Origin of the sequence: Mesorhizobium sp. M0174 (assembly GCF_040322275.1) — a bacterium.
Classification (GTDB): Bacteria; Pseudomonadota; Alphaproteobacteria; order Rhizobiales; family Rhizobiaceae; genus Mesorhizobium.
Map to the genome: position 1 here is coordinate 37018 of NZ_JAMYTB010000025.1, position 23783 is coordinate 60800.

23 protein-coding genes and 1 pseudogene are annotated in these 23783 nt (G+C 63.0%); 19 read left to right on the forward strand and 5 right to left on the reverse strand.

Annotated features, from left to right (window positions below; genetic code table 11):
- Positions 1–297: 297 nt before the first annotated feature.
- Positions 298–975, forward strand: a complete 678-nt coding sequence (locus tag NKJ13_RS27805) for a hypothetical protein (RefSeq protein WP_352778879.1) — start codon at positions 298–300, stop codon at positions 973–975.
- 144 nt (positions 976–1119) lie between these two features.
- Here NKJ13_RS27805 and NKJ13_RS27810 read toward each other — a convergent pair whose 3' ends face one another.
- On the reverse strand, positions 1120–1452 hold the full coding sequence (locus NKJ13_RS27810) for a hypothetical protein (RefSeq protein ID WP_352687451.1): 333 nt from the start codon (positions 1450–1452) through the stop codon (positions 1120–1122).
- A 264-nt stretch (positions 1453–1716) separates the two neighbouring features.
- On the opposite strand from NKJ13_RS27810, the gene NKJ13_RS27815 reads away from it, so the two are divergent.
- The 3 genes from NKJ13_RS27815 (at position 1717) to NKJ13_RS27825 (ending at position 3823) form a co-directional block, all read left to right on the forward strand.
- A complete protein-coding gene (locus NKJ13_RS27815) occupies positions 1717–1971 on the forward strand; it encodes a hypothetical protein (protein ID WP_254820505.1) in 255 nt (84 codons plus the stop codon).
- 185 nt (positions 1972–2156) lie between these two features.
- Positions 2157–3404 (forward strand): aconitase X, encoded by a 1248-nt coding sequence (locus NKJ13_RS27820; RefSeq protein WP_352778881.1) that lies wholly within the window; start codon positions 2157–2159, stop codon positions 3402–3404.
- Positions 3401–3823: an aconitase X swivel domain-containing protein gene (locus tag NKJ13_RS27825; protein ID WP_352778883.1), complete on the forward strand. Its 423-nt coding sequence runs from the start codon at positions 3401–3403 to the stop codon at positions 3821–3823. Before NKJ13_RS27820 ends, NKJ13_RS27825 begins: the two co-directional genes overlap by 4 nt.
- Here NKJ13_RS27825 and NKJ13_RS27830 read toward each other — a convergent pair.
- Positions 3749–4153, reverse strand: a complete 405-nt coding sequence (locus NKJ13_RS27830) for a hypothetical protein (RefSeq protein ID WP_352778886.1) — start codon at positions 4151–4153, stop codon at positions 3749–3751. The genes NKJ13_RS27825 and NKJ13_RS27830 overlap by 75 nt on opposite strands.
- Before the next feature lie 10 nt (positions 4154–4163).
- Complete coding sequence (locus tag NKJ13_RS27835) at positions 4164–5195, reverse strand: LacI family DNA-binding transcriptional regulator (RefSeq protein ID WP_352778888.1); 1032 nt, start codon at positions 5193–5195, stop codon at positions 4164–4166.
- 371 nt (positions 5196–5566) lie between these two features.
- Here NKJ13_RS27835 and NKJ13_RS27840 point away from each other — a divergent pair, with 371 nt between their 5' ends.
- From NKJ13_RS27840 to NKJ13_RS27910, 15 genes and pseudogenes are all read left to right on the forward strand, one after another.
- Positions 5567–7180 carry an extracellular solute-binding protein gene (locus tag NKJ13_RS27840; RefSeq protein ID WP_352705195.1) on the forward strand — a complete coding sequence of 538 codons (1614 nt, stop codon included), beginning with the start codon at positions 5567–5569 and terminating at the stop codon, positions 7178–7180.
- Between the two features lie 78 nt (positions 7181–7258).
- Positions 7259–8119: a carbohydrate ABC transporter permease gene (locus NKJ13_RS27845; protein ID WP_352740625.1), complete on the forward strand. Its 861-nt coding sequence runs from the start codon at positions 7259–7261 to the stop codon at positions 8117–8119.
- Positions 8116–9075 carry a carbohydrate ABC transporter permease gene (locus tag NKJ13_RS27850; RefSeq protein ID WP_352705191.1) on the forward strand — a complete coding sequence of 320 codons (960 nt, stop codon included), beginning with the start codon at positions 8116–8118 and terminating at the stop codon, positions 9073–9075. The genes NKJ13_RS27845 and NKJ13_RS27850 overlap by 4 nt, the downstream gene beginning before the upstream one ends.
- The gene (locus NKJ13_RS27855) at positions 9072–10163 is read left to right on the forward strand and encodes an ABC transporter ATP-binding protein (protein WP_352740623.1); all 1092 of its coding nucleotides are present in this window, start codon (positions 9072–9074) and stop codon (positions 10161–10163) included. Before NKJ13_RS27850 ends, NKJ13_RS27855 begins: the two co-directional genes overlap by 4 nt.
- 4 nt (positions 10164–10167) lie before the next feature.
- A complete protein-coding gene (locus NKJ13_RS27860; protein WP_352740621.1) occupies positions 10168–11229 on the forward strand; it encodes an ABC transporter ATP-binding protein in 1062 nt (353 codons plus the stop codon).
- A gap of 50 nt (positions 11230–11279) precedes the next feature.
- Positions 11280–12368, forward strand: a complete 1089-nt coding sequence (locus NKJ13_RS27865) for a Gfo/Idh/MocA family protein (RefSeq protein ID WP_352740658.1) — start codon at positions 11280–11282, stop codon at positions 12366–12368.
- A gap of 26 nt (positions 12369–12394) precedes the next feature.
- Complete coding sequence (locus NKJ13_RS27870) at positions 12395–13309, forward strand: sugar phosphate isomerase/epimerase family protein (RefSeq protein WP_352475473.1); 915 nt, start codon at positions 12395–12397, stop codon at positions 13307–13309.
- Between the two features lie 37 nt (positions 13310–13346).
- The gene (locus tag NKJ13_RS27875; RefSeq protein WP_352778891.1) at positions 13347–14285 is read left to right on the forward strand and encodes a sugar ABC transporter substrate-binding protein; all 939 of its coding nucleotides are present in this window, start codon (positions 13347–13349) and stop codon (positions 14283–14285) included.
- 61 nt (positions 14286–14346) lie between these two features.
- Positions 14347–15351: an ABC transporter permease gene (locus NKJ13_RS27880; RefSeq protein WP_352740617.1), complete on the forward strand. Its 1005-nt coding sequence runs from the start codon at positions 14347–14349 to the stop codon at positions 15349–15351.
- Positions 15348–16130 (forward strand): ATP-binding cassette domain-containing protein, encoded by a 783-nt coding sequence (locus NKJ13_RS27885; protein WP_352740656.1) that lies wholly within the window; start codon positions 15348–15350, stop codon positions 16128–16130. Before NKJ13_RS27880 ends, NKJ13_RS27885 begins: the two co-directional genes overlap by 4 nt.
- Positions 16131–16164: 34 nt before the next feature.
- Complete coding sequence (locus tag NKJ13_RS27890) at positions 16165–17346, forward strand: aldose 1-epimerase family protein (RefSeq protein ID WP_352778893.1); 1182 nt, start codon at positions 16165–16167, stop codon at positions 17344–17346.
- 91 nt (positions 17347–17437) lie between these two features.
- A complete protein-coding gene (locus NKJ13_RS27895; protein WP_352475469.1) occupies positions 17438–18526 on the forward strand; it encodes a fatty acid desaturase family protein in 1089 nt (362 codons plus the stop codon).
- A gap of 42 nt (positions 18527–18568) precedes the next feature.
- A complete protein-coding gene (locus NKJ13_RS27900) occupies positions 18569–18883 on the forward strand; it encodes a MocE family 2Fe-2S type ferredoxin (RefSeq protein WP_352740613.1) in 315 nt (104 codons plus the stop codon).
- Between the two features lie 37 nt (positions 18884–18920).
- Positions 18921–19721 (forward strand): 3-methyl-2-oxobutanoate hydroxymethyltransferase, encoded by an 801-nt coding sequence (locus NKJ13_RS27905; RefSeq protein ID WP_352740611.1) that lies wholly within the window; start codon positions 18921–18923, stop codon positions 19719–19721.
- A 225-nt stretch (positions 19722–19946) separates the two neighbouring features.
- Positions 19947–21385 (forward strand): annotated as a pseudogene (locus NKJ13_RS27910) (DHA2 family efflux MFS transporter permease subunit).
- A gap of 242 nt (positions 21386–21627) precedes the next feature.
- On the opposite strand, the gene NKJ13_RS27915 reads toward NKJ13_RS27910, so the two are convergent.
- Both NKJ13_RS27915 and NKJ13_RS27920 read right to left on the reverse strand, forming a co-directional pair.
- A complete protein-coding gene (locus NKJ13_RS27915) occupies positions 21628–22515 on the reverse strand; it encodes an amidohydrolase family protein (RefSeq protein ID WP_352740655.1) in 888 nt (295 codons plus the stop codon).
- Positions 22515–23651: a vWA domain-containing protein gene (locus NKJ13_RS27920; protein WP_352740609.1), complete on the reverse strand. Its 1137-nt coding sequence runs from the start codon at positions 23649–23651 to the stop codon at positions 22515–22517. The genes NKJ13_RS27915 and NKJ13_RS27920 overlap by 1 nt, the downstream gene beginning before the upstream one ends.
- Positions 23652–23783 lie beyond the last annotated feature (132 nt).

Here is a 23783-nt window from a genome sequence, read left to right on the forward strand (position 1 = left end):
CATTGTTCTATTGCCGAGGGGTCGGTTTGATGTTGTGGTTTGCAGATTAGAAATTCGCCTTTTCGGCCGCCGACCCGTTGCGACGTTCGTTTGTTGCGGCGCCGACCAGCCGACTCTCGCATCGCTTCAAACTTTCGGAAAATTTCAATACAAATTTCACGCGGCTGTTCTTTGAAAATACACCATGGGACCAGCAAGTTGATCGGTAAAGAAACCGATCTTCTTCCTTGCACTTAGGGCGTAATGCAACCGGCGAGTTCGCGGGTTGCTCAGCGAAACTACAGCAGGGAGAATGTTATGACCATCAACATCAAAACGATCACCGGTGCAGTGGCGGGCAGCGTAGCGCTTTTCATGCTCTCGATGCCCGTGAATGCCGCGAACGGAATTGCCGTTGGTGTTGGAACATCCATCGGCGGCAACGGCGGCATCAATGCCGGCCTCGGCGCGACGGTTGGCGGTCGCGGCGGCATCAACGCCGGTGCCGGCGCAACGGTTGGCGGCAGCGGCGGCATCAAGGCAGGCTTCGGTGCCTTGGTGGGCGGCAGCGGCATTAACACCGGTGCCGGTGCTACGGTTGGCGGTTCCAGGGACATCGCCGCAGGCGCCGGCGCGTCGGTTGGGGGCAGAAGCGGCATCAACGCTGGTGCCGGCGCAACGGTTGGCGGTTCGAGCGGCATTGCCGCCGACGCGGGGGTAGGTATCGGCAGCGGCGTTGGGGCTGGCGCGGGGGTCAGGGTCGGCAGCGGCATCAATGTCGGCGCCGGTGTCGGGATCGGTGGTACCAATCCGAGCAATCTGTCCAACCCGGGCAGCCCGTCCAATCCCAGCAATCCCAGCTTACCCCAGGTCGTCGCAGACATGTCGAGCGACAAGTTGGCCAGGATGAAGAAGCGCTGCGTCGACGTGCTGAGTAGCGAAGGCACTTACGATAGCGATCTGCGCCAATTGTGCCTGCTTATCGCGCGCCGCTAAGGCGAATACATCGGAATGAAATGTCGGACCGGGCCGAGAGGCCTTCGTCCACCAGACCTCCAGCAGTCCAAAGCCCGCCATTGCGGCGGGCTTTTTTGCCGAGCACGTGGCGGCAGCATGGCTGGGCTCACAGGAGCACGCGCTTCAATGCGTTTGACGGCCAAGATCCGGCGAAACGGCCCCCCCGCCTTCCAGGGCGTCCCAGCCCAATGCGGGGCTGCTTTGCATCAGCTGAGTGCACGCAAACTCCGCCAGATCGGCTTCCGCGAAGCCGTCGAACTCGATAGCTGCGCCTTGGAGCTGGGCTGCCTGCATGACGAGCCATTCGATGTCTTCGCGCGCAATATTCTCGGCGAGGTTTTGCAGTCGCACGGCTTCGGCGACAGCAGTCAGATTGATGGCAATCCCGGACCGCAATGTAGCTCGAACTCGGGAACCGACGTCTTCGTGCAGGCGAACCGAAAATCCGTAGCGCATGGAAAACCTTCCTTTCAGGAGCGGTTTGTCCCTCGTGTTCTACCATGCGCCCAGGGCTCGTGATTGGCAAGCGAAGACCATTGAAAAATCGTTTCGTGTCAAATAGTTAGCGTATTTTGTGGATTGTCCAATTGATGCTTGATCCGCTTCATCAGACTTCTGCATGAGTCACACATCTGAAGGCCTTGACGTACTCTGCTCATGTACCTAATTCTACACAAAATCAGGGACATACTAACTAGGCTGGTATGACTGGAGGCCGAGATGTCCGAACTGGAACGCCCGGAACGACTGCAGATCATGCTGACTGTCGATGAACTGGCGGCATTGGAGAACTGGCGCTTCGAAAAGCACATGCCGAGCCGGTCGGCCGCGGTACGTGAGCTTTTGAGGCGAGGTCTCACAGCCGATGGTTTCCTGACGGCGGCGCATGGGACCAAGTCGCGCGACTTCGGCATCCTGCCGCATTCTGCAGATGGCGACCGCAGCACGGCCGACGGACCGTCCCAGAAGGAATAGCGCCGTTTCCGCCGTGGATCGCCCGCTCTCCGACCGTGCTTCGCGTCTCTCTCGCTTTGCGAGGAGCTGTGAACGTCTGGTCTGCTGATCGCCGCGAAGTAGAAGAGATCCGAAGCTCTGTCTTGCCAGACGCTCCGCAATCAGGGAGTGCTTGATCGGCATAGTGCGGGCTCGGGAATTTGCCGATGATGCTGGAATTGACGGCCCGTGACCAGTCGATGCTGCATGGCGAGCAAGGCTCGGCAGCGGCTGCCGCCATGAAGATCCTGGTCGCCTTCGCGAAGGCGGTCGGCGCGCGCAAGTTGTTGGATATTGCCGGTGCCCATATCGACGGCTGCCTCTATCACGGCCAGGCCAGCCTCGATCTCGTCGAAAGGCTGATCGAGGGCGTCGGCCGCGTTCGGGTGCCGACGACGCTGAATGTCGGTTCGTTCGACCTCATCCATCCCAGATTGGTGAAGATGCCGATGTCGCAAGAAGCGCCGGCGCGACGCCTGATGATGGCGCATCTGGACCTCGGCTGCCAGGCGACCTTCACCTGCGCACCCTATCAGACTCGGTTCCGGCCAAGGTTCGGCGAGCAGATCGCCTGGGGTGAGTCCAATGCCATCGTCTTTGCCAATTCGGTGATCGGGGCGCGAACCAACCGCTATGGCGATTTCATCGATTTATGCTGCGCAATGACCGGACGCGCGCCGGCCTGGGGGCTGCATCTGAGTGAAAATCGACGAGGCCAGATCCTGTTCGAGCTGACTGGCGGTCTCGAGCCCAGCGACGCCCTGTTCGTGGGTGTCGGACTACTTGTCGGGCAAAAGAGCGGCGACCGCATTCCTGTCATATCAGGCCTGCCGCAGCCGCGCGACGAGGACCAACTGAAGGCGCTGGGGGCGGCGGCGGCAACGACGGGCGCTGTGGCGCTGTTTCATGCGGTCGGCATTACGCCGGAGGCGACGACGCTGGATGAGGCGTTGCACGGCCTGGTGCCAGAGGAAAAAATCCGGATCTCTCGCGCTGATATCCGCCATGCGCTGGCCAGGCTGTCGAGCGTCCCCGACGGCGTGCAGCTTGCAGCCGTGTCGTTAGGCACGCCGCATTTCTCCCATGAAGAGTGGATGCGCCTGTTGCCGCTGCTGCGCGAAGTTGCGCCGGGCAGGGGCGTCCCGATCTATGTCAACACAGGGCGTGCCACGCTGACACGACTGCAGGACGAAGGCGCACTGGCCGGCATGGAAGTCTTCGGCCTTGTCCCGGTCACCGACACCTGCACCTATGTCACGTCGATCCTCGAGCGTCTCGACGGCGTGGTGATGACCAATTCGGGCAAATGGGCGCATTACGCACCTGGCAACATCGGTGTCTCGGTGGCCTTCGGCGACATGGAAGACTGCGTCCGCTCGGCCGCGGCCGGCCGCGTCGTGCGAGGCGCGCCATGAAGGCGCCGGCCAGAACCGGTACATTCCACCTTGCCGGCTCCGCACAAGGCCCGGCGCTGGTGCTTTCGCAGGCGCTCAGCTTCTGGGGCGGGATCGACGTCGAAACGGGCGACATCATCGACCATTCGCATCCGGACCTGGGCGGCAATATCGCCGGCAGGATCCTGGTGATGCCGAGCGGGCGGGGGTCGTCGTCCTCGTCTTCGGTTCTGGCCGAAGCGATCCGCAGAGGAACGGCGCCGGCCGGTATTATCCTGGAGCGGCCGGACCCGATCCTTGCCGTCGGCGCCATCGTTGCCGAATTCCTCTACGAAATCAGCATGCCGCTGGTCGTCTGCGACATATCAGGCATTGCCTCCGGCGACCGGATCGCCATCGGTCTGGGCGAAGATGCGCAAGCGATGGTGAGCAAGCTCTAGCCGGCCATCGGTTCCGCCGCGCCCCGCCGCCAGGTCGACGCTGAAATCGAGTTTGGCGTGGCCGTTGATGCGCCAGTTGGCAAAGACGTTGACCAGATCGAAGCCGTCATCGACGAGCGCCGGTTCGTCCGGTTTGCTGCGGTTGGTGCGCGTGATCTTGCCAACGCTGGGATATTGCGCGCCAACGGTGAGCTGGTCTTCCAACATCCTGAAGCCGACGGTCGCCGCGAGCGGTCGAGCGGCGTGTTGTTCAGCGGCTGGCCGGAATAGACGACGCTGACGATCTTGGCGTCGATGAGCGCGCCGGCAAGATTCACAAAACCCAGCCATTCACCTGGGTTCAGATCTCCGGGATGCTCTCCCTGAAGATCACTTGCAGCCTCGGCTGGTGCAGTTCGTAAGGCAATCCCCTGACCGCGTGGGTCAAGGTGTTGAGCGCCTCGCGGGCCTCGACGCGCGGGTTCTGGTCGATGACCGCGTCGAGCGTGCCGTCGAGCAGAAGCTCCTTGGTGCCTTCCGTCACCTCATGGCCGAGAAAGACCGTCGACAGCGCGCGCCCACGTTCCTTCAGCGCGCGGGCGATGCCGGTGTTGCCAGCGCCGACATTGTAGATGGCGGCCAGGTCCGGGTGCCGGTCCAGCAGGGCGGAGGCCTCAGAGTAGGCTTTTTCCCGATCGTCGAGCATTTCGCGCATCTCGACGATCTGCAGATTGGGCGATTCTTCCGTCAGTATGTGGCGGAAGCCCATCTCGCGCTCTTCGTGGCCGCGGTAGGAGAGCGAACCGGCGAACAGCGCGACCTTGCCCGGACACCCTGCGCCCATGAAGCGGTTGAGCAGGTAGCCGGCGAGCCGGCCGGCGGCGCGGTTGTCGATGCCGATATAGGCAACCCTCGGCACATGCAGGATGTCGGAAGCGAGGGTGACCACCTTGACGCCGCTGGCCGAAAGCGAGCGGATCGCCTCGCGCACCGTCGGATGGTCGAGCGCGATCACACCGACGCCTTGCGTCTGCCCGTGCAGTTCCTGCAGCAGACGGGCGAGCCGATCCGGATTGAAGCCTTCGATAGTGGCGACGCGGACGTCGAGGTCAGGCCGCGACTGCGCCTGCGCCTCGATCTGGCGGTGCAGCATCTTGATGAAGGAATTGGTGCCGGCGGGCAGGGCGAAATCGAGCCGTATGACCTCACCGCGCAGCGCGTTGAGCGAGCTCGGATGATTTGAATTTTCAGCGATATAGCCAAGCCGCTGTGCCGTTTCGAGCACGACCTCGCGAGTGCGCGCCCTGACCCCGGCGCGGTTGTTGAGCACACGGTCGACCGTGGCGGCGGAAACGCCAGCTTCCCGGGCTATGTCTGTCAGGGTGGACCGCACTGTCGATCACCTCATTCCAAAATGTGCCAAAGGCGCATCGAGATTACGCATTTCATAGGTCCGATGTCGGAGAGCGGCCTCATCGCCGCTCGCGATTCTGATGGGAAATGATGTAACCGGCCTTGGCCGATCCGCAAGCCGCTGCGCTAGACCAAATTCCGAAGCGGACCAAAGCTGCGAGGTGGGCAGCCTGGTTCCCTCAAATTCAAGCACCGGCTTCAGTGCGAGAGCCTCGATAAACGCCATTTTTCCCGTCCCTTGAGATATTATGATGTGTCTTGATTATTTATGATGTTGACAGCGTTCGTGTAGTGCCGTCAATATCCATCATAAGGGCCGTGGAGGAACAAGGCCCTGAGGGAGGAGTTCCAATGTCGAATTTGATCCGCGTGTCGCGGCGCCGTTTGCTGGCGTCCGGTGGAAAGGCGGCAGTCCTTGTTGCCGCCGCAGGTATCGCGCCGAAATTCATTCGCCCAAGCCGTGCCTATGCGGCCGATGCCCTGGCGCCCGGCATGATCGGCGGCCCGACGGGATTCGACGGCTCGGAGCGCTATCAGTATGGCGCCGACACACCCGAGGGCCGCGCCATCGAGGCAGCCAAGGCGATGAAGGGCGCCGGCAAGGCGCCGACGAAGATCGTGCTCGGCCTGTCCGACGGTTCGATCGGCCAGCTGACGCAGCCGTTTCCGGCGGGCGCGCCGTCGATCAAGGATCTATGGGAGAAGGAAACCGGTATTCCGCTCGAGATCGTCGGTGTGCCCAACGGCCAGGAATTCACCAAGACGATGCAGGACATCTCCACCAAGGGTGGAGCCTACGACATCTACGCGGTCGAATGGAACCGTCTTGGCGACCTCGCCGAAACCGGCGGCATCCTCAAGCTCGACGACTTCGTTGCACAATATAAGCCGGAATGGGACGATCCCGAGCGTGGCTACGTCAACGGCGGCAAGGGCGTGTCGCTGCTCAACCAGTATCGCGGCTCGACCTACGGCGTGTCGCTGGATGGCGATTTCCAGACCTGGGTCTACCGCACCGATCTGTTCGGCGACGCAGCCGAGAAGAAGGCCTTCTCCGACAAATACGGGTATGAACTGGCGGCGCCGAAGACGTGGAAGCAGCATGACGAGATCGCAGCCTTCTTCCAGCGCCCGGACAAGGGCCTGTTCGGCTCGACCGATCTGCGCAACCAGGGCTGGGGCTATACCAATTGGTATCAGCGTTATGTCTCAATGGCTTCGCCCAATCAGTTCTTGTTCGACGATGCCGGCAAGCCGCTGATCAATTCGGAGCAAGGTATCGCGGCGACCAGCGAGTACATTGCGTCGCTCTCGCATCATTCGCCGGATGCGATCTCCTGGGGTTGGCCGGAGCAGTACGGCAATTTCGCCAAGGGCGGTGCGGCCATGACCTGTGCCTTCTCCAACCTGCCGAAATTTCTCGACAATGCCGGCAACAAGGATTCAGCTGTCACTGGAAAGATCGGCTCCATGCTGCCGCCCGGCCGCGAGATCGACGGAAAACTGGTCAGCCGTTCGGTGCTGTGGCTTAACCTGTCGGCGTCGGTTTCCTCGCAAGCCAAGAACCCGGAAGCCTGCTACCTGTTCCTGCAATGGCTGGGTTCAAGCCGCATCTACGCCTGGATGACCGCCAATCCGGGCGGCTATTTCGATCCGTTCCGGCTGTCGGATTTCTCCGATCCGCTGGTTCGCCAGACCTATCACGCCTACCACATGGACGTGGTGCGCGAGACGGTCGCCCGCACCGTGCCCACCATCAACTATCCCGGCGCCACCGCCTTCCACAACGCGCTGGACGAGAACCTCGTCGCCGCGTTGACCAAGGCCAAGACAGCCGAGCAGGCGATGGCCGACACCGAGGCCGAGTGGAAGAAGATTGCCCGCCGGACCGGCGAGGAGAAGCTTCTCGAGGCCATCAAGACCAACAAGGAGGCCTGGCCGACCGTCCTCGATCCGATCGCCTGATCCTCGCAGGATCTTACCAAGGAGGGGAGGAGCGGCCGCTCTTCCCCTCGCCAACGAAGGACCCAGCAAAGCCGCAAGATGAAGCGTTCAGTTCCTTTCGAGATATTCCGCTATGCCGCGATCCTTGCGGCGATGGCGGTGACGCTGGTGCCGATCCTGTGGATGGTGTCGATGGCGCTCAAGCCGATCGCCGAATGGTCGGCGACCGGCGCCGACCTGACCTGGTGGCCGAAGAACCCGACGCTCAGCAATTTCCGCTTCGTCTTCGGGGAATCGACCAACAATCTGATCGTCGCGCTCGACCGCACCGCCCTCAAGCCGATCCTGTCGTCGCTGCTGTCGGCCACGTTCGGCACGGCAATCGCCATGTCGGCGGGCACCGCGGCGGCCTACGGGCTGTCGCGCTTCGGCTCTGGCCAGAACCTGCCGCTGGCGCTGATCCAGCTTCGCCTGTTTCCGCCGATGGCGGTCATGACCCCGGTGATGATCATGTGGGCTTTCCTCAACTTCACCGACAGCTGGTGGGGGCTGTCGCTGATCTATGGCATCGTCACGCTGCCTTTCGCCTTCTGGCTGATGAAGACCTTCTTCGACGACATGCCGCGCGAGATCGAGGAGGCGGCATTGGTCGAGGGCTGTTCGCGGTGGCGCGTCATCACCCGCATCACGCTGCCGATGATGCGCGCGCCGCTGGCCAGTGCGGCGCTGTTCGTCTTCATCCTCAACTGGTCGGACTATCTGATCGCGTTGCTTTTGACGACGCGCGAATGGGTGACGGTCCCTGTCTACATGGCCTCGCTGTCCTCCTCGATGACCGGACAGCTCTACGGCGCCAAGGCTGCTCTCGGCCTGATCGCCGCGGTGCCGCCGGTGATCATGGGCATCGCCATCCAGCGCCATCTGGTGCGCGGGCTGACCTTCGGGGCGCTCAAGCAATGAGCGCGGTGGCAGCGACGATTTCGGAGGGCGACATGCTTGCCTCCAAAGCGGCGTCGGTGTTGCCGGACGAGGGCGCACGGCTCGGCTTCCAGCTGACCCTGCCGGCGCAGATCCTGGTGCTGTTCATCGCCGTCTTCCCGCTCCTGATGCAGCTCTATATCAGCCTCACCGACTGGTCGCCGCTGTCGGGCACCGGTTGGTGGAATGCCTGGTCGATGTGGAACAGTTTCGCCAATTACACCGACCTTGCCGTCGACGCACGCTTCTGGAGCGCGCTGAAGCGCACGGCCATCGTCATGATCGTCTGCGTGCCGACGGAGGTCCTGCTCGGGCTGGCGCTCGCGACGCTGTTTGCCGACGAGTTTCCGGGCAAACGGATCTTCTACTCGATCCTCTTGATGCCGATGATGGTGGTGCCGGCGGTGGCCGGCTACATGTTCTTCATGTTGTTTCAATCAGGCGGCCCGGTCAACGACATCCTGTCGGCGATCTCAGGCTTTCCCGTCACCATCGCCTGGCTGTCGGACCCGACGCTGGCACTCATCGCCGTCATGGTCGCCGACATCTGGCAGTGGACGCCGCTGATGTTCCTGATCCTGCTTGCCGGCCTGGTCGGCGTGCCTGAGGACCAGATCAAGGCGGCGACGCTGCTCGGCGCCAACCCGTGGCAGCGCTTCGTCACCATCGTGCTGCCGAAGATGAAGACGATCATCGTCATCGCGCTGGCGATCAGGGTGATCGAGAACTTCAAGATCTTCGACACGCTTTACATCATGACCGGCGGCGGTCCCGGCGTCGCTACCGAAACCATCTCCGTCTACATCTACAAGCTCACCACCCAGGACTTGATCTGGGGCTATGTGGCGGCAATCGCGCTGGCCATACTGATCGTGCTGTCCATTGCCGCGGTGTTTGCCATGAAACGCATGGCCCAGGTACGCGAGGTGACGGCATGAGCACCATCCATCTGCAGAACCTGGTCAAGAAATTCGGCGACTTCACCGCGCTGAAGACGATGGACCTGGCCATTGCCGACGGCGAGTTCATGGCGCTGCTCGGGCCGTCCGGCTGCGGCAAGTCGACGACGATGAACATGATTGCCGGCATGGAAGAGCCGACCAGCGGCAAGATCCTGTTCGGCGAGCGCGACATGGCCGGCGTGCCGATGGGGCGGCGCGGCGTCGGCTTCGTCTTCCAGAACTATGCGATCTTCACTCATATGAGCGTGCGGCAGAACCTCGCCTACGGGCCGAAAATGCGCGGCGCAGCAAAGGCCGATATCGACCGCCGTGTCGGCGCCATTGCCGAGATGCTGCAACTGACGCCGCTGCTCGACCGCAAGGCCGACAGGCTGTCGGTCAACATATTGCAGCGGGTCGCGATCGGCCGTTCGGCGATCATGGAGCCGGCGATCTTCCTGCTCGACGAACCGCTTTCCAATGTCGATGCCGCCTTCCGGGCGGTGATGCGGACCGAACTGAAGCAGCTGCAGCGGCAGTTCCGGCAGACCATGGTCTATGTCACCCACGATCAGCTCGAAGCGATGACCATGGCCGATCGCATCGCGGTGATGGACCATGGCGTGCTGCAGCAGGTCGGCACGCCACTGGAAGTCTACAACAACCCGGCCAATGTCTTCGTCGCCCGCTTCATCGGCGCGCCGGGCATGAACCTGCTCAAGGGCAGGCCGGCGGAAAGCGACGGTGGCCTAGTCATCGATCTTGGCCCACTGGGGGCGACGCCGCCGCTGCCGGTCGAGATCGCCGATGCCGCACGCCGGATGCGCGGCGAGGTGTTTTATGGCTTTCGACCGGAGCAGGTGACGCTGACTGAAGGCGGCCGTGGCCTGTCGATGCCGGTGAGTTTCGTCGAGCGGATCGGCGCGCGCACCATCATCCACCTTGGCGACGGGGAAACCGCGGTTAAGGCGGTGTTCGACAATGATGTCGGGCTGGCGATCGGGCAGACAGCCGTCGTCGCACCTGCGGTGGAGGCGGTGCGTGTCTTCGACGCCGCCACCGGCCTTGCCTTGAGAGCGGGCTGAGACCATGGCCGATATCGTCTTCCGCAATGTGACCAAACGCTACGGCAACACGCTCGCCGTCGATGACGCCTCGTTCACTGTCAACGACAATGAGTTCTTCTGCTTCTTCGGCCCGCCGCTTTCCGGCAAGTCGACGGTACTGCGCCTGGTGCTCGGGCTGGAAACCCCGGACACGGGCGAGATCCTGATCGGTGGCAAGCCGGTCAACGCGGTGTCGCCGGCCGAACGCAACGTCGCGATGGTCTTCCAGAACCTGGCGCTGTTTCCGCATATGAGCGCGCGCGACAACATCCGCTTTCCGCTGGTCGAACGCCGGGTCGCCGAAGCCGAGATCGAAAAGCGCGTCGCCGACGTCGCGGCCAAGCTGCATATCGGCCATATCCTGCACAAGCCGCCAGCTCAGCTTTCAGGCGGCGAGCGGCAGCGTGTGGCGATTGCCCGCGCGCTGGTACGAGATCCCGCCGCCTATCTGATGGACGACCCGATTTCGGCGCTCGACGCCCGGCTGCGCGAGGAGACGCGGGTCGAGCTGAAGCGCATCCAGCGCGAGCTCGGCAAGACGCTGATCTATGTCACGCACGACCAAGAAGAAGCGATGTCGGTCGCCGACCGAATGGCCATTCTGGACAACGGCAAGATCAGGCAGATCGGCGCGCCGGCCGAGATCTATGACCGGCCGGCCAGCACCTATGTGGCGCGGCTGCTTGGCTCGCCGATGATGAACATACTGAAGTCGGTGCACGGCGCTGAAGGCGTGGAGGCGGCGGAAGGCACGATCCGCATCGCGGACAAGACGGCGCCGGCCGATGCCGTCGAGATCGGACTCAGGCCGGAAGACATCAAGGTCAAGGCCTGGTCGGAGGGGGGCGCGGGCCGCCCGGCGCGAGTGTTCGAGGTCGAGCCGCTCGGCGGCTACACCGTAGTGACGCTCGCCGCCGGGCAGGCGCGTCTGCGGGCGCTGTTGCGCGGCCAGCCGGACATCAGGCCGGACGCGATGGTGGCGATATCCTGCGAGCCGGGCAGGGTGCATTATTTCGGGCAAAGCGGGGGAGCGCTGGCAAGGTGACGGCGGCTGCAAGAAACGAGCTTCGGGAGGAACATATGGCAAGCCAAGAAATGGTCGGCAACGGCTTCGAGCCGGACGTTAAAGTCCGCACCAGGGAATACAGGATCGGCTGCGTCGGCGCGGGTATGATCATGGCCGAATGTCACCTTGCCGCCTACAAGGAAGCCGGTTTCCCCGTGGTGGCGATTGCCTCGCGGACCAAGGCCAGCGCCGAGAAGGTCGCCAAACGCTGGGATATCCCGGCCGTCCACGACACGCCGGAACAGCTCATCGAGGATAAAAACGTCGAGATCATCGACCTTGCCTTTCCGCCCGACCAGCAGCCGGCGCTGATCCGCCATGCGCTGAAGCAGGCACATATCAAGGCGATCCTGGCGCAGAAGCCATTGGCGCTGTCCCTTGAAGAGGCCGTCAAACTGCGCGACGAGGCGGCCAAGACAGGCAAGATCCTCTCGGTCAACCAGAACATGCGCTACGACCAGTCGATGCGCGTCTTGAAGCAGGTCATCGACAGCGGCGCGCTCGGCGACATCGTCTTTGCCCAGATCGACATGCATGCGATCCCGCACTGGCAGAGCTTCCTTGAGGACTATGACCGGTTGACGCTCGCCAACATGAGCGTCCACCATCTCGACGTACTACGCTTCCTGTTCGGCGATCCCCTAGAGATCACCACCCTGACCCGCAAGGACCCGCGCACCCGGTTCGACCATTCGGACGGCATCACAGTGTCGACGATCAAGTTCCCATCCGGTGTACTTGCCGTATCGCTGGAGGATGTCTGGTCCGGGCCGCGCCAGGAGGGCTACAAGGACGACCAGCACATCAACTGGCGCGTCGACGGCACCAAGGGCGTCGCCAAGGGCACCATCGGCTGGCCGACTGGCGCTGCCTCGACGCTGACCTATGCCTCGACCGAGACCACCGGTGGGGAATGGGTGACACCCAGCTGGGACACGAAGTGGTTCCCGCATGCTTTTATCGGCGTCATGGAGCAGCTCCAGCACGCGGTCAAGACTGGCGAGCCGCCGGCGCTGTCCGTCGCCGACAACGTCAAGACCATGGCGCTGGTCGAAGCCGGCTACCGCTCCATCGACAAGGGCCGGACGGTCAAACTTTCCGAAATATCAACTGACTGAGCCACTTACAGGGAGGACTTCACACCATGATGCAGGCAGGTATTTTCACGGGTTATTTTCCGTATGGTCTCAAGGAAACCGCACAGAAGATCCGTGCGCTCGATTTTAACACCGTGCAGCTCGACCTGCATTTTAGGGACATCGACCTGTCGGCCGGACAGATCACCAGGGACAAGGCCAAGACCGTCCGCGATACGTTTCGCGACCACAATCTGCCGATCTGCTGCGTATCGGGTTACACCAACATCATCCATCCGGACCTGGGCGAGCGCGAGCGGCGCGTCGGCTATCTGAAGGAGATCATCCGTAACGCACGCCATTTCGGCACCCCTTACGTGATCTCGGAAACCGGTACCTACAACACCGAGTCCGACTGGGTGCATCACCCGAAGAACAAGACCGAGGAAGGTTTTGAAGAATGTCGCAAGGTCATCGCCGACCTTGCCCAGACCGCCTATGACCACGGCGCGGTGTTCCTGCTCGAAACCTATGTCAACAATGTCGTCGGTTCGGTCGAGGAGACGGTGAGAATGTTCGCGCAGGTCGACCACCCAGGCCTCGGCCTGTTGATGGACCCGACCAACTATTTCGAAACGCACAATATCGACAGGATGGACCAGATCCTGAACCAGGTGTTCGACACGCTGACCGACAAGATCAAAATCGCCCACGCCAAGGACGTCAAGCGTTCTGGCGGCGACAAGTCGGAGAAGCACGCCGACATCGGCGACGAGGACGCGCTGGAGAGCCACACTTTCCGCGGCGTCGGCGAGATCGAGCTGCCGGCGCCTGGCCTCGGTTCGCTGAATTACGACCTCTATCTCAAGCGGCTGGCCGAAAAGCATCCGAACATTCCGGTCATCATCGAGCATCTTTCGGAAGACGACGTGCCGCGCGCCAAGAAATTCCTCGACGGGAAATTCCGCGCCAACGGACTGTGACGGAGCGGTTCGGCTACTAAACAAGGGAGGAAGAGAAATGTTGAAACTCGCGTTGAAAATCGCGGCTGCGGCGATCGTGCTCGCCGGCGTGACCACTGGCTCGGCGGTGGCACAGGATGCCCAGAAGACGTTCTACCTGTTGTCGCATGGCGGCCCGTCGGACGCCTTCTGGATCGACTGGAATGCCGGTGCCACCAAGGCGTGCGACCAGCTCAAGGTGACCTGCAAGATCTCGTTCAGCGGCGGCGACATGGCGGCGCAGAAGGAAGCCTTCACCTCGGCACTGGCCGCCAAGCCGGACGGCATCGCCACCACCTCGGCGCAGCCCGGCCTGTGGACCGAGGAGGTCAAGGCGGCAAAGGCTGCCGGTATCCCGATCGTGTTCTTCAACACCGACGATCCGGCGACCGGCCGGCAGGCCTATGTCGGCGCCGACCTGAAGGAAGCCGGTGTCATCTGGGCGAAGTATCTGGTCGACCACAAGATGGTGAAGCAAGGCGACAAGGTGTTCCTGCCGGTCGAAGTGCCGGGCGCCAGCTACCAGCAGCTCGAGACCGAAGGCATTGCCAGCGTCTTCGATCCGCTCGGCATCAAATATGACGTGGTCGATTGCGGCACCGATCCGGCCGGCATCATCGCCAAGATGACCGACTACATGGTCGCCAACAACCCGCCGGCAATCATCGCGCTCGGCGATTCCGTTGCGGCCAGCGTCAAGCGGGTGTTCGACGGCGCCGGCGTGCCGGCCGGCAAGATCCCGGTCGTCGGCTGGGGCAATTCGAAGGAAACGGCCGAGTCAGTCAAGTCTGGGTTCATCAACGCGGCTGCCTGGCAGTTTCCCTCGGCGCAAGGCTTCATGCCGGTGGCGCTGCTCGGGCTGGCCGCCGCTGGCGAACCGATCGGCTACGACATCCGCACCTTCAGCCTCTACGACGCCTCGAGCGTCGAACCGATCCTGAAACTCTACAACAAGTGATTGGAACTGACGCTCGCCGCGCAGGCGGCGGGCGTCCCCCTGAGATATGGTCGAAGCAGTCATGACAATTGCCGCAGAAGAGGAAATGCCGCGTGCCAAACGCAGGTCGAGCCTGATGCGCTCGCCGCAGTTCTCTTCGCTCGTCATCCTGATTGTCCTGCTGGCGGTATTCGCGATCGCCGACGCCAATTTCCTGTCGCCGCTCAACATCTCCAACATGATGGCGTTTCTGCCCGAGCTCGGCATCATCGCGCTCGGCATGACGCTGCTTTTGACGGCCGGCGAATTCGACCTTTCGGTCGGCGCCGTATTCGGGCTGGCGCCGGTCGTGGTCATGCTGCTGGTGCAGAACGGCGGGGTCGATATCGGCGTGGCGCTGCTGGCCGGACTGGTGCTCTGCATATCGATCGGTGCGATCAACGGACTGATCGTCACCAAGATCGGCATTTCGTCCTTCCTGGTGACGCTGTCGATGCTGCTGGTGGTGCGAGGCGCGGCCCTCTACATCACCCAGGGCTTTCCGCTGAAGTCCTGGGACCAGCCAGGCTTCTTCGTGACGCTGCTGGCCGGCAGCTTTAGTATCGGAACGTTCCGTTTCTATACCTCGCTGTGGTGGTTCATCGGCCTGTCTCTGCTGGCGGTCTATGTGCTGCGCTACGCCAAGCTCGGCAACTGGATCAGCGCTATCGGCTCGAACCGTAACGCTGCCGTAGCGCGTGGTGTGCCGGCCGATGCGGTCAAGATCTGGCTGTTTATCCTGACCTCGGTGCTGGCCGGTCTCGCCGGCATGATCAGCGCCTTCCGCATCTCGGCGGCATCGCCGGTGGCCGGCACCGGCTATGAGCTGGAAGTGATCGCCATGGTGGTCGTCGGCGGCACGGCGCTGACCGGTGGGCGCGGCACCATTTTCGGCACCATCGTCGGCGCGCTGATGCTGCGCAGCATCCGCAACGGCATCGTGCTGATCGGCGTGCCAGGGCTCGCCTACAACATCTTCGTCGGCGTCATCATCCTTGCCATGCTCATCCTGCACGCTTTGCTGCAGAAGAACGCCGCCAGGAGCTGATCATGGAAGTGCTTCGGCTGCAGAACCTGCAAAAATCCTTCGGCAGCGTCCGCGCCCTGAAGAGCGCCTCCTTCACGCTCAACGAGGGCGAAGTGGTGGCCTTGCTCGGCGACAACGGCGCCGGCAAATCGACATTAATCAAGGCGATCTCCGGAGTCTTTCCGGTCGATCGCGGCGACATCTATGTGCGCGGCCAGAAGGTCTCCATCCGCTCGACGCGCGACGCGATGGATCTCGGCATCGAGACCATCCACCAGGACACCTCGTTGGCTCCCGATCTCAGCATCGCGCGCAATCTTTTCCTCGGTCGCGAGCCGGTCAATCTCAAATGGCTTGGCGTGTTCGCGCCGCTCGATCTCGCCCAATTGCGCGATGCCGCCTCGGCACTTTTGAAGCGCGTCGGCATCTCGAAGAAACTCGACGCCGATGCGCTGGTCTCAACGCTGTCGGGCGGCGAGCGTCAGTCGATCGCCATCTCGCGCGCCATGCAGTTCGCCGCCAAGGTCATCATCCTCGACGAGCCGACCAACAATCTCGGCGTCGAGGAAACACACGGCGTACTGCGCTTCGTCAAGGAGGTGCGCGATGCCGGTCACTCGGTGCTTTTGATCACCCACAACATCCATCACGTCTTCCAGGTCGCCGATCGCATCATCGTTATGCGCCGCGGCGAGATCGTCGCCGAGCAGACGGTCGCCGGCACCGATCTGCTGACCGTGGAAAGCATCATCACCGGCGCCGACATGTCGGCCCTGCTGAAGGAGACGAGAGCGAAGTGATGGACGGGAGCAACGTGAAAGAACTGGCGGTCACATGGTAGAGCTTTACGGCAAGACGCTGTCGCGCCGGCAGGTCTCGGAACGCTCGGGCATGCTGTCGCAATTCGCCGGCGTGAGGCTGATGACGCTTGGCGACGGCGTCGAGCGCGGCATCCGTATGCTCGAATTCCGCACCGGCTCCGGCCTGCGCTTCACCGCACTGGTCGACCGGGCGCTCGATATCGCCGATTGCGACTTCAGGGGCCAGGCGATCGGCTGGCATTCGCCGAGCGGCTTTCGGCATCCCGGCCTGCACGAATACGAAGGCGAGGAGGGGCTGGCCTGGGCGCGGTCGTTTTCCGGCCTTCTGCTGACCTGCGGCCTCGACCATATATTGTTCATGAACGAGGTACCGGCCGACACCTACAACTACCCGCCCAAGAAGACGGTGCGCCACTCGCTGCATGGCCGTGTCAGCACCATCCCGGCGCGGCTGACCGGCTACGGCGAGACCTGGGACGGCGACCACTGCGTGTTGTGGGCCGAAGGCATCGTCCAGCAATCGACTGTATTCGGCGAGGATCTGCAGCTGCTGCGGCGCATCGAGGCCGATGTCGGCGGCAACGAGATCCGGCTTTCGGACCGTGTCGTCAATCACGGCTTCAACCGGACCCCTCATATGTATTTCTATCACATCAATGTCAGTCATCCGGTGCTTGACGAGGGATCGCGCTACCTGGCGCCGATCCGCGACGTCGTCTGGGCAGGCCATGCCGGCGAGCGCTATGAGGCGCAGAAGGTCGGCTACCGCACGGTGCCGGCGCCGCAACCGGGATTCAAGGAACAGGTCTGGCAGCACGAACTCGGCGCCGACAGCACCGGCCAAGTCCCGGTGGCGGTGGTCAACGACAGGCTCGGCCTCGGTTTCGAGGTGGTCACGCGCAAGGACCAGTTGCCCTGCGCCTATCAATGGCAGAATTTCCAGGCCGGACAGTACGCGCTTGGCATCGAGCCGTCGACGCATCATGTGCTTGGGAATCTGGCGGCGCGCGAACGCGGCGAGATGATCTGGCTGGAGCACGCCGAGAGCCGCACCTACGATGCGGTGTTCCGGGTTCTCGACGGTGCCGGCGAGATCGCCGCCGTCGAAAGCCGGATCGCGGCGATTGCCAGACAGCCGCAGCAGGATTATCCGCAGCCGTCGGGCCGTTTTCCTGTTCTTGGAGGCAGGTCGTGATAATGGCGAACAGGATACGAGACACCAGTCGGGAGGCTGGCTCCGGCCGGAGCGGGGAGGGCTCGCGGCCGATCGGGAATTGGAGGTCACAATGGCGGGCACGGTAAAGCGCGATTACAGCCTGGTCGGCGAAAGCACGCGCAGGGCGATCGAGACGGGACTGGCCTCGGCGGAGTGGTACCACACGGATGTCCCCCGCAAGGCGATCAAGGAGTTGATGCAGCGCTCGGACGGCCCGGCGATCCGCGACACGATCATCTGGATCGTCGCCATCCTCGGCTCGGCCGCCGGCGCCATCTATTTCTGGGGTACCTGGTGGTGCGTGCCGTTCTTCTTCGTCTACGGCGTGCTCTACGGCTCGTCCAGCGACTCGCGCTGGCACGAATGCGGCCATGGCACGGCCTTCCGCACGCGCTGGATGAACGATGTCGTCTACCAGATCGCCAGCTTCATGCTGATGCGCAACCCGGTGACCTGGCGCTGGAGCCATGCCCGCCACCATACAGACACGATCATCGTCGGGCGCGACGCCGAGATCGCCGTGATGCGCCCGCCGGACCTTTTGCGTGCGGCGCTGGCTTTCACCGGCATTCTCGATTTTCGCTATTCGCTCCCGGCACTGGTACGCCAGGCGTTCGGCAAGCTGACGCCCGACGAGAAAAGCTACGTTCCCGAGATGGAACAGCACAAGGCCGTCATCGCGGCGCGCTGGCACATCGCCATCTACGTTGCGACGATCGCGCTCGCCATTTTCATAAGGTCGTGGATACCGGTGGTGCTCATCGGCGTGCCGCGCCTCTACGGCACCTGGCACATGGTGATGACCGGCCTGCTGCAACACATCGGTCTGGCCGACAACGTCGTCGATCACCGGCTCAACACCAGGACCGTATACATGAATCCGATCAGCCGGTTCATCTACTGGAACATGAACTACCACGTGGAGCATCACATGTTTCCGATGGTGCCTTACCACGCGCTGCCCAGGCTGCACGAACTGATCAAACACGATCTGCCGGAGCCGAACCCGTCGATATGGCATGCCTATCGCGAGGTCTGGCCGGTCCTGCTCAGGCAACTCAAATACGAGGATTATTTCCTCAAGCGCGAACTGCCGCCAACGGCTAGGCCCTATCGTGGCGAGTTCCACGAAGTGAACATGTCGGCGGCGGCTGAATAGGCACCGCAGCAGCGCAACGCAGAAATTTCGGGAGAAGCAGAGATGGCCGATTGGGTCGAAGCGTGCGCCGTGGACGATGTCGACGAGGAAGACGTCATCCGCTTCGACCATGGCGGCCGCACCTTCGCTATCTACCGTTCGCCGGACGATGAATTCTTCGCCACCGATGGGTTTTGTACGCATGAGAAGGCGCATCTGGCCGACGGGCTTGTGATGGACGACATCATCGAATGCCCAAAGCACAATGGCCGCTTCAATTACAAAACCGGCCAGGCCAAAGGGGCTCCCGTCTGTGTCAATCTGCAGACCTATTCCGTCAAGGTGGAAGCTGGCAAGGTGATGATCCAGATCGCCTGACCGGCCTTCTGTCACGTAGCAAAGGGGACCAAAATCCATGAGCCGGAAAAGACCGACCGTCGCAGACCTGCGTGCCATGAAGGGCAAGCGGCAGCTGACGATGCTGCGCGTGCTGACGATGGACGAGGCCGAGGCCGCCGAACGCGCCGGCGTCGATATCGTCTCGGTACCGCCGGAGCTGGTGCTCAATCCGCAATACCGCGATGCGGCACCCAGCCTGTTCACCATGCCGGGCGAGAATTTCTTCGAGATCGGCACCGCAGATGATTTCGTCCGCTGGGCGTTCCGGCTCTACAAGGCCAGCGCCGATGCGGTCTATTGCAGCGCCGGCTACGCCACCATCAAGCGGATGGCCGACGATGCCATTCCGGTAATCGGCCATGTCGGTCTTATCCCGTCACGCGCCACCTGGACTGGCGGCTTCAAGGCCGTCGGCAAGACCGCCGATACCGCCATGCAGGTGTTCGAGGCGGTGAAGCAACTGGAGGCCGCCGGCGCGATCGGCGCCGAGATCGAGGTGGTGCCGGTCGAGGTGGCCAAGGCGATTTCGGAACGGACGTCGCTGATCATGCTGTCGATGGGGGCGGGCACCGGCTGCGATGCGCAATACCTGTTCGCAGATGACATCCTTGGCCAGAACCGTGGCCACATGCCGCGCCATTCCAAGGTCTATCGCAATTTCGCCGCCGAATACGATCGCCTGCAGGCCGAACGCATCGCCGCCTTTTCCGAATATGTCGCCGATGTGAACAGCCTGGCGTATCCCGAAGACAGGCACGTCGTGCACATGGACCCGGACCAGCTCAGCCTGTTTATGGAGAAGATCGAAGCCGCATGAGACACGCCGCCTGCGGCGCGAAGCGCCATCGCGGATCGTAAAAGGCCGGTTCGGCGGCAGGGCCAGGTCATCGCATAGCCGGCTGCGATGCCACACGAAAGTTTGTTGGTCCCTGTCTGGACGGCACCGGCCAGACGCTGTTGAAACCGGTGCGTCATCGGTTTGCCGGACAATTGTGCGGCTGCCGATGGAGCGGGTGAAAATTCCCTTCGGATAGTTCTGCGCATGACCGCCATTCCCGAAAACGAAGCCTTGCCGGAAACCGCGACGGCGCGGCAAGCCCGGCGGGTGGCGCTGATCGTCGCCGTCGCCTTTGGCGGCAGCTTCTGGATTCGACCATCATCTCGACCTCGCTGCCGCAGATGGGAGAATCCTTCGGCGTGGCGGCGGTGGCGATGAGCATCGGCATCACCGTCTATATGCTGACCATGGCGGTGTTCGTGCCGCTGTCCGGCTGGCTCGCCGACCGTTTTGGCGCGCGCAACATCTTCCTCGTTGCGATCGCCCTGTTTACATTGGCCTCGCTCGTTTGCGGCATCTCGCAGAACCTGGCCGAGTTCGTTGCCGCCCGCGCGGTGCAGGGCCTGGGCAGCGCGCTGATGACGCCGGTCGGCCGCATCCTGGTGTTGCGCAATGCGCCGAAATCCGAGCTTCTCAACGCCACGGCGCTGATCACCTGGCCGGCGCTGTTTGCGCCGGTGGTCGGGCCGGTGCTTGGCGGCTTCATCACCACTTATTTCTCCTGGCACTGGAATTTCTTCATCAACATCCCGCTTGGGGTTGCCGGTTTGGCGCTGGTCGCCCGCTTTATTCCCGGCGACCGCGAAGCCGGAGCCAAGCCGCTCGACTGGCCGGGCTTCCTGCTGACCTCGGTGGGGCTCGCCTCGATGCTCTACGGCCTCGAGCGCATCGCGCATCAGCAAGACGGTGCCTTGCCAACCGTGGCACTGCTCGGCACGGGCATTTTGGTCGGCTGGCTGGCGGTGCGGCATCTGCGACGCGCCAACCATCCGCTGCTCGATCTCACAGCTTTCAAGGTGCAGACCTTCGCCATCTCGACGCTGTCGGCCGGCACGATTTTCCGGATCGCCATCAACGCCACGCCGTTCCTGCTGCCGCTTTTGTTCCAGGTCGGCTTCGGACTGAGCCCAATCGATGCGGGCATGATGATCCTGGCCTATTTCTTCGGCAATCTCGGCATGAAGGCGGTGACGACGCCGACGCTGAGGCGCTTCGGCTTCCGTTCGGTGCTTATCGTCAACGGGGTGATCGCCTCCTTGTCGATCATGGCCTGCGCGGCGCTTTCGCCGCAGACACCGCAAGCGTTGGTGGTGGTGCTGATGCTGATCGCCGGACTGTCTCGTTCGATGCAGTTCACCGCGCTCAACACACTGGCCTTCGCCGATGTGGCCTCACCGCAGCGCAGCTCGGCGGCGACGTTATCCAGCATGCTGCAACAGGTGGCGATGCTGTTCGGCGTGGCGGTCGCCGCGGCGCTGCTCAACCTGTCGCAGATCGCCAGGGGCGCGGCAGCGCTCGATCTCGTCGACTTCCGCCTTGCCTTCCTGGCGATCGGCGCAATCGGGCTCGCCGCCTCGTGCCGCTTTCTGGCGTTGCCGAACGCTGCCGGCGCCGAGGTCTCGGGCCATGTTTTGCGGAGCTGAAATCGGCCGCAGTTGTCCGTCCTGTGTCGGCGGAGGCGGGGAGCTTTTCCTTCTCTCCTTGGGGGAGAAGGTGGATCGGCGCGTAGCGCCGAGACGGATGAGGATATTGGAGAAATGTGATGCGCAAATATCGAAGAATTTAAAGTGCTTACGTCTTCGAGGTAGCGATCCTTGCAGCACCCCTCATCCGACCGAGCTTCGCTCGGCCACCTTCTCCCACAGGGGAGAAGGAAAGAGCGGCGCTACACCGGCCGATATATCTTCTCCGCCGTGTTCCAAAAGACATCCGCCTCGGCGGTCGCGCCGTGTTTTGCCACGGCCTGCCGGTGCGCCCTGATCAGCTCGCCGTGGCTGGTCCACAGTTTCTCGATCGGGAAGTTCGAGCCGAACATCAGATGGTCGCTGCCGAGGATGTCGATCGCGTTGTCGACGACATAGCTGATCAGCCCCGGATCGTTACGGTGGACGAAGGTGCCGAGGCCGGACAGCTTTGCGTAGAGGTTGGGCGCCGCTGACAGCGTGCGCAGCCCTGCCTTCCAGGCCTCGGTGGTTTCGGGCTCCATGCCAGTCAGCATGCCGGCGTGGGTGAGAATGAAATTGGTCTCGGGGTTCTCGCCGACGAGCGTCAGCCCATCCTTCATCTGGGCGGGGAAAAGCTGCAGGTCGAAGGACAGGCCATAATCCCTGAGTCGCGCGACATTGGCCCGCACCTTCGGGTCGATGACCTGATCGGCCGAGGCGGCGAAGCGGAAGGCCGGCGTTTCGTGCCAGTGCAGCTGCATGCGCACGCCGCGCAGCAGAGGGTATTTGATCAGCCGGTCGATCTGGGAACGCACGTCGTTCACCGTCATGTCGGCATAGCCGACGATGGCGTGCGGCCAGCCGGTTTCTTCCGCGGTCTTCTGCAGGAAGGCGACCTCGTTCTCGAAATCCTCCTTGGCCCAGTTGGTCTGGACATAGACCGCCTTCTCGACGCCCGAGCCTTGCTGGTCGGCGAGGAATTCCTCGATCGGATAGTCGCGGCGGATCGGCTCGTAGGGGCCAAAGATGCGCGGGACCATCGGCCCGACCAGCCACGGCTGGTCCTTTTGGCGCCAGATGTGGAAATGCGCGTCGATCGCCTTCTGCATCACGAAACCCTCTTCCAGATTGCCGCGGCCACGGGGGCGGGGCGGGCGAGCGACAGGATGAAATCGGTGAGGCCCGCGATGGACGAGCCGTCGACCAGGTCGTCGAGCATCGGCAGGATGGCGCGAAGTGCTGCCGTTGCCGGCTGGAAACGCGGATCGCCGGCCAACGGCGTCGCCAGGGAGAGTCGGAAGGCGCGGGCACTCAGCCGGCGCATCGCCATTTCCAGCTCGGCATGATCGCCCCGCTCGAGCGCATCCGACAGGATGACGATTGCCGCCCCGCGTGCAAAGGCGGAGAAGCGCGGCACCGAGAGGAAGGCTAGCAGCGTTGGACCCATGCGGGTGCCGCCGTCCCAGTCGTCGACCTGGGCAGCGGCGCGGGCCAGCGCCTGGTCGCGGTCGCGAATACGCAGCGCCGAGGTGATGCGGGTCAGCCGTGTGCCGAAAGTGAATACCTCCGCCCGGTCGGCGCCTTGCACCGCCGCGTGTGCCAGCTTGAGATAGTCCGATGTGTAGTGCTTCATCGAGCCCGACACGTCGATCAGGATGAGAAGCTTGCGCGGCACTGTCTGCCGCCGGCGCAGCAGCGGCGAGGGGATATCGCCGTCGGCGCTGACGATTTCGCGCAGCGAGCGGCGCAGGTCGAGCTTGCCGCGCGCATGTGTGCGCACGGTGCGAAAGGACCGGCGGGCGGGCAAAGCGGTGGCGAGTTTGCGGCGGAAGGCGGCAAGCCCGTCGCGATCGCGCTGGAACTCGCGGACGCTCAACTGTTCGCTGGCCGAAGACAGTTCGCCACCTTCCTCCTGGCGGACCACTTCGATTTCTTGTTTGCTGGTTTTGCCGTCGTCCTTGATGCGAGCTTCCTCGTCGGCGTCGCCTTCGACCAGCGCCGCGGCATCCCCATAGAAATGGCTCCGGAAATGCGCCTCGAATTCGTCGCGGCGGTCGGGCGGCGGCGCCAGCGTGGCGAGGGCCGCTTCGCGGATGTCGGCCATCGAGCGTGGGCCGAGCAACGTAACCGCCTGCATGAAACCGGAGACCTGCTCGGGGGCGATGGCGAAGGCGTGGCTGCGAAGCAACCGGGCGAAGCCGAGGAACGGCGTGGTCGCACGGGGCAAGCTTTCCGGACGCATCATTCCTTCGCGCCCCCCTCTGTCCTCGCGGACATCTCCCCCTCAAGGGGGTGTTTGGACCGGGGACATCGCGAACAGCTGTGCGAGGACATCGCGAACAGTTTGCCATCCTATCGTTGGCTTGCATTGAGGTCG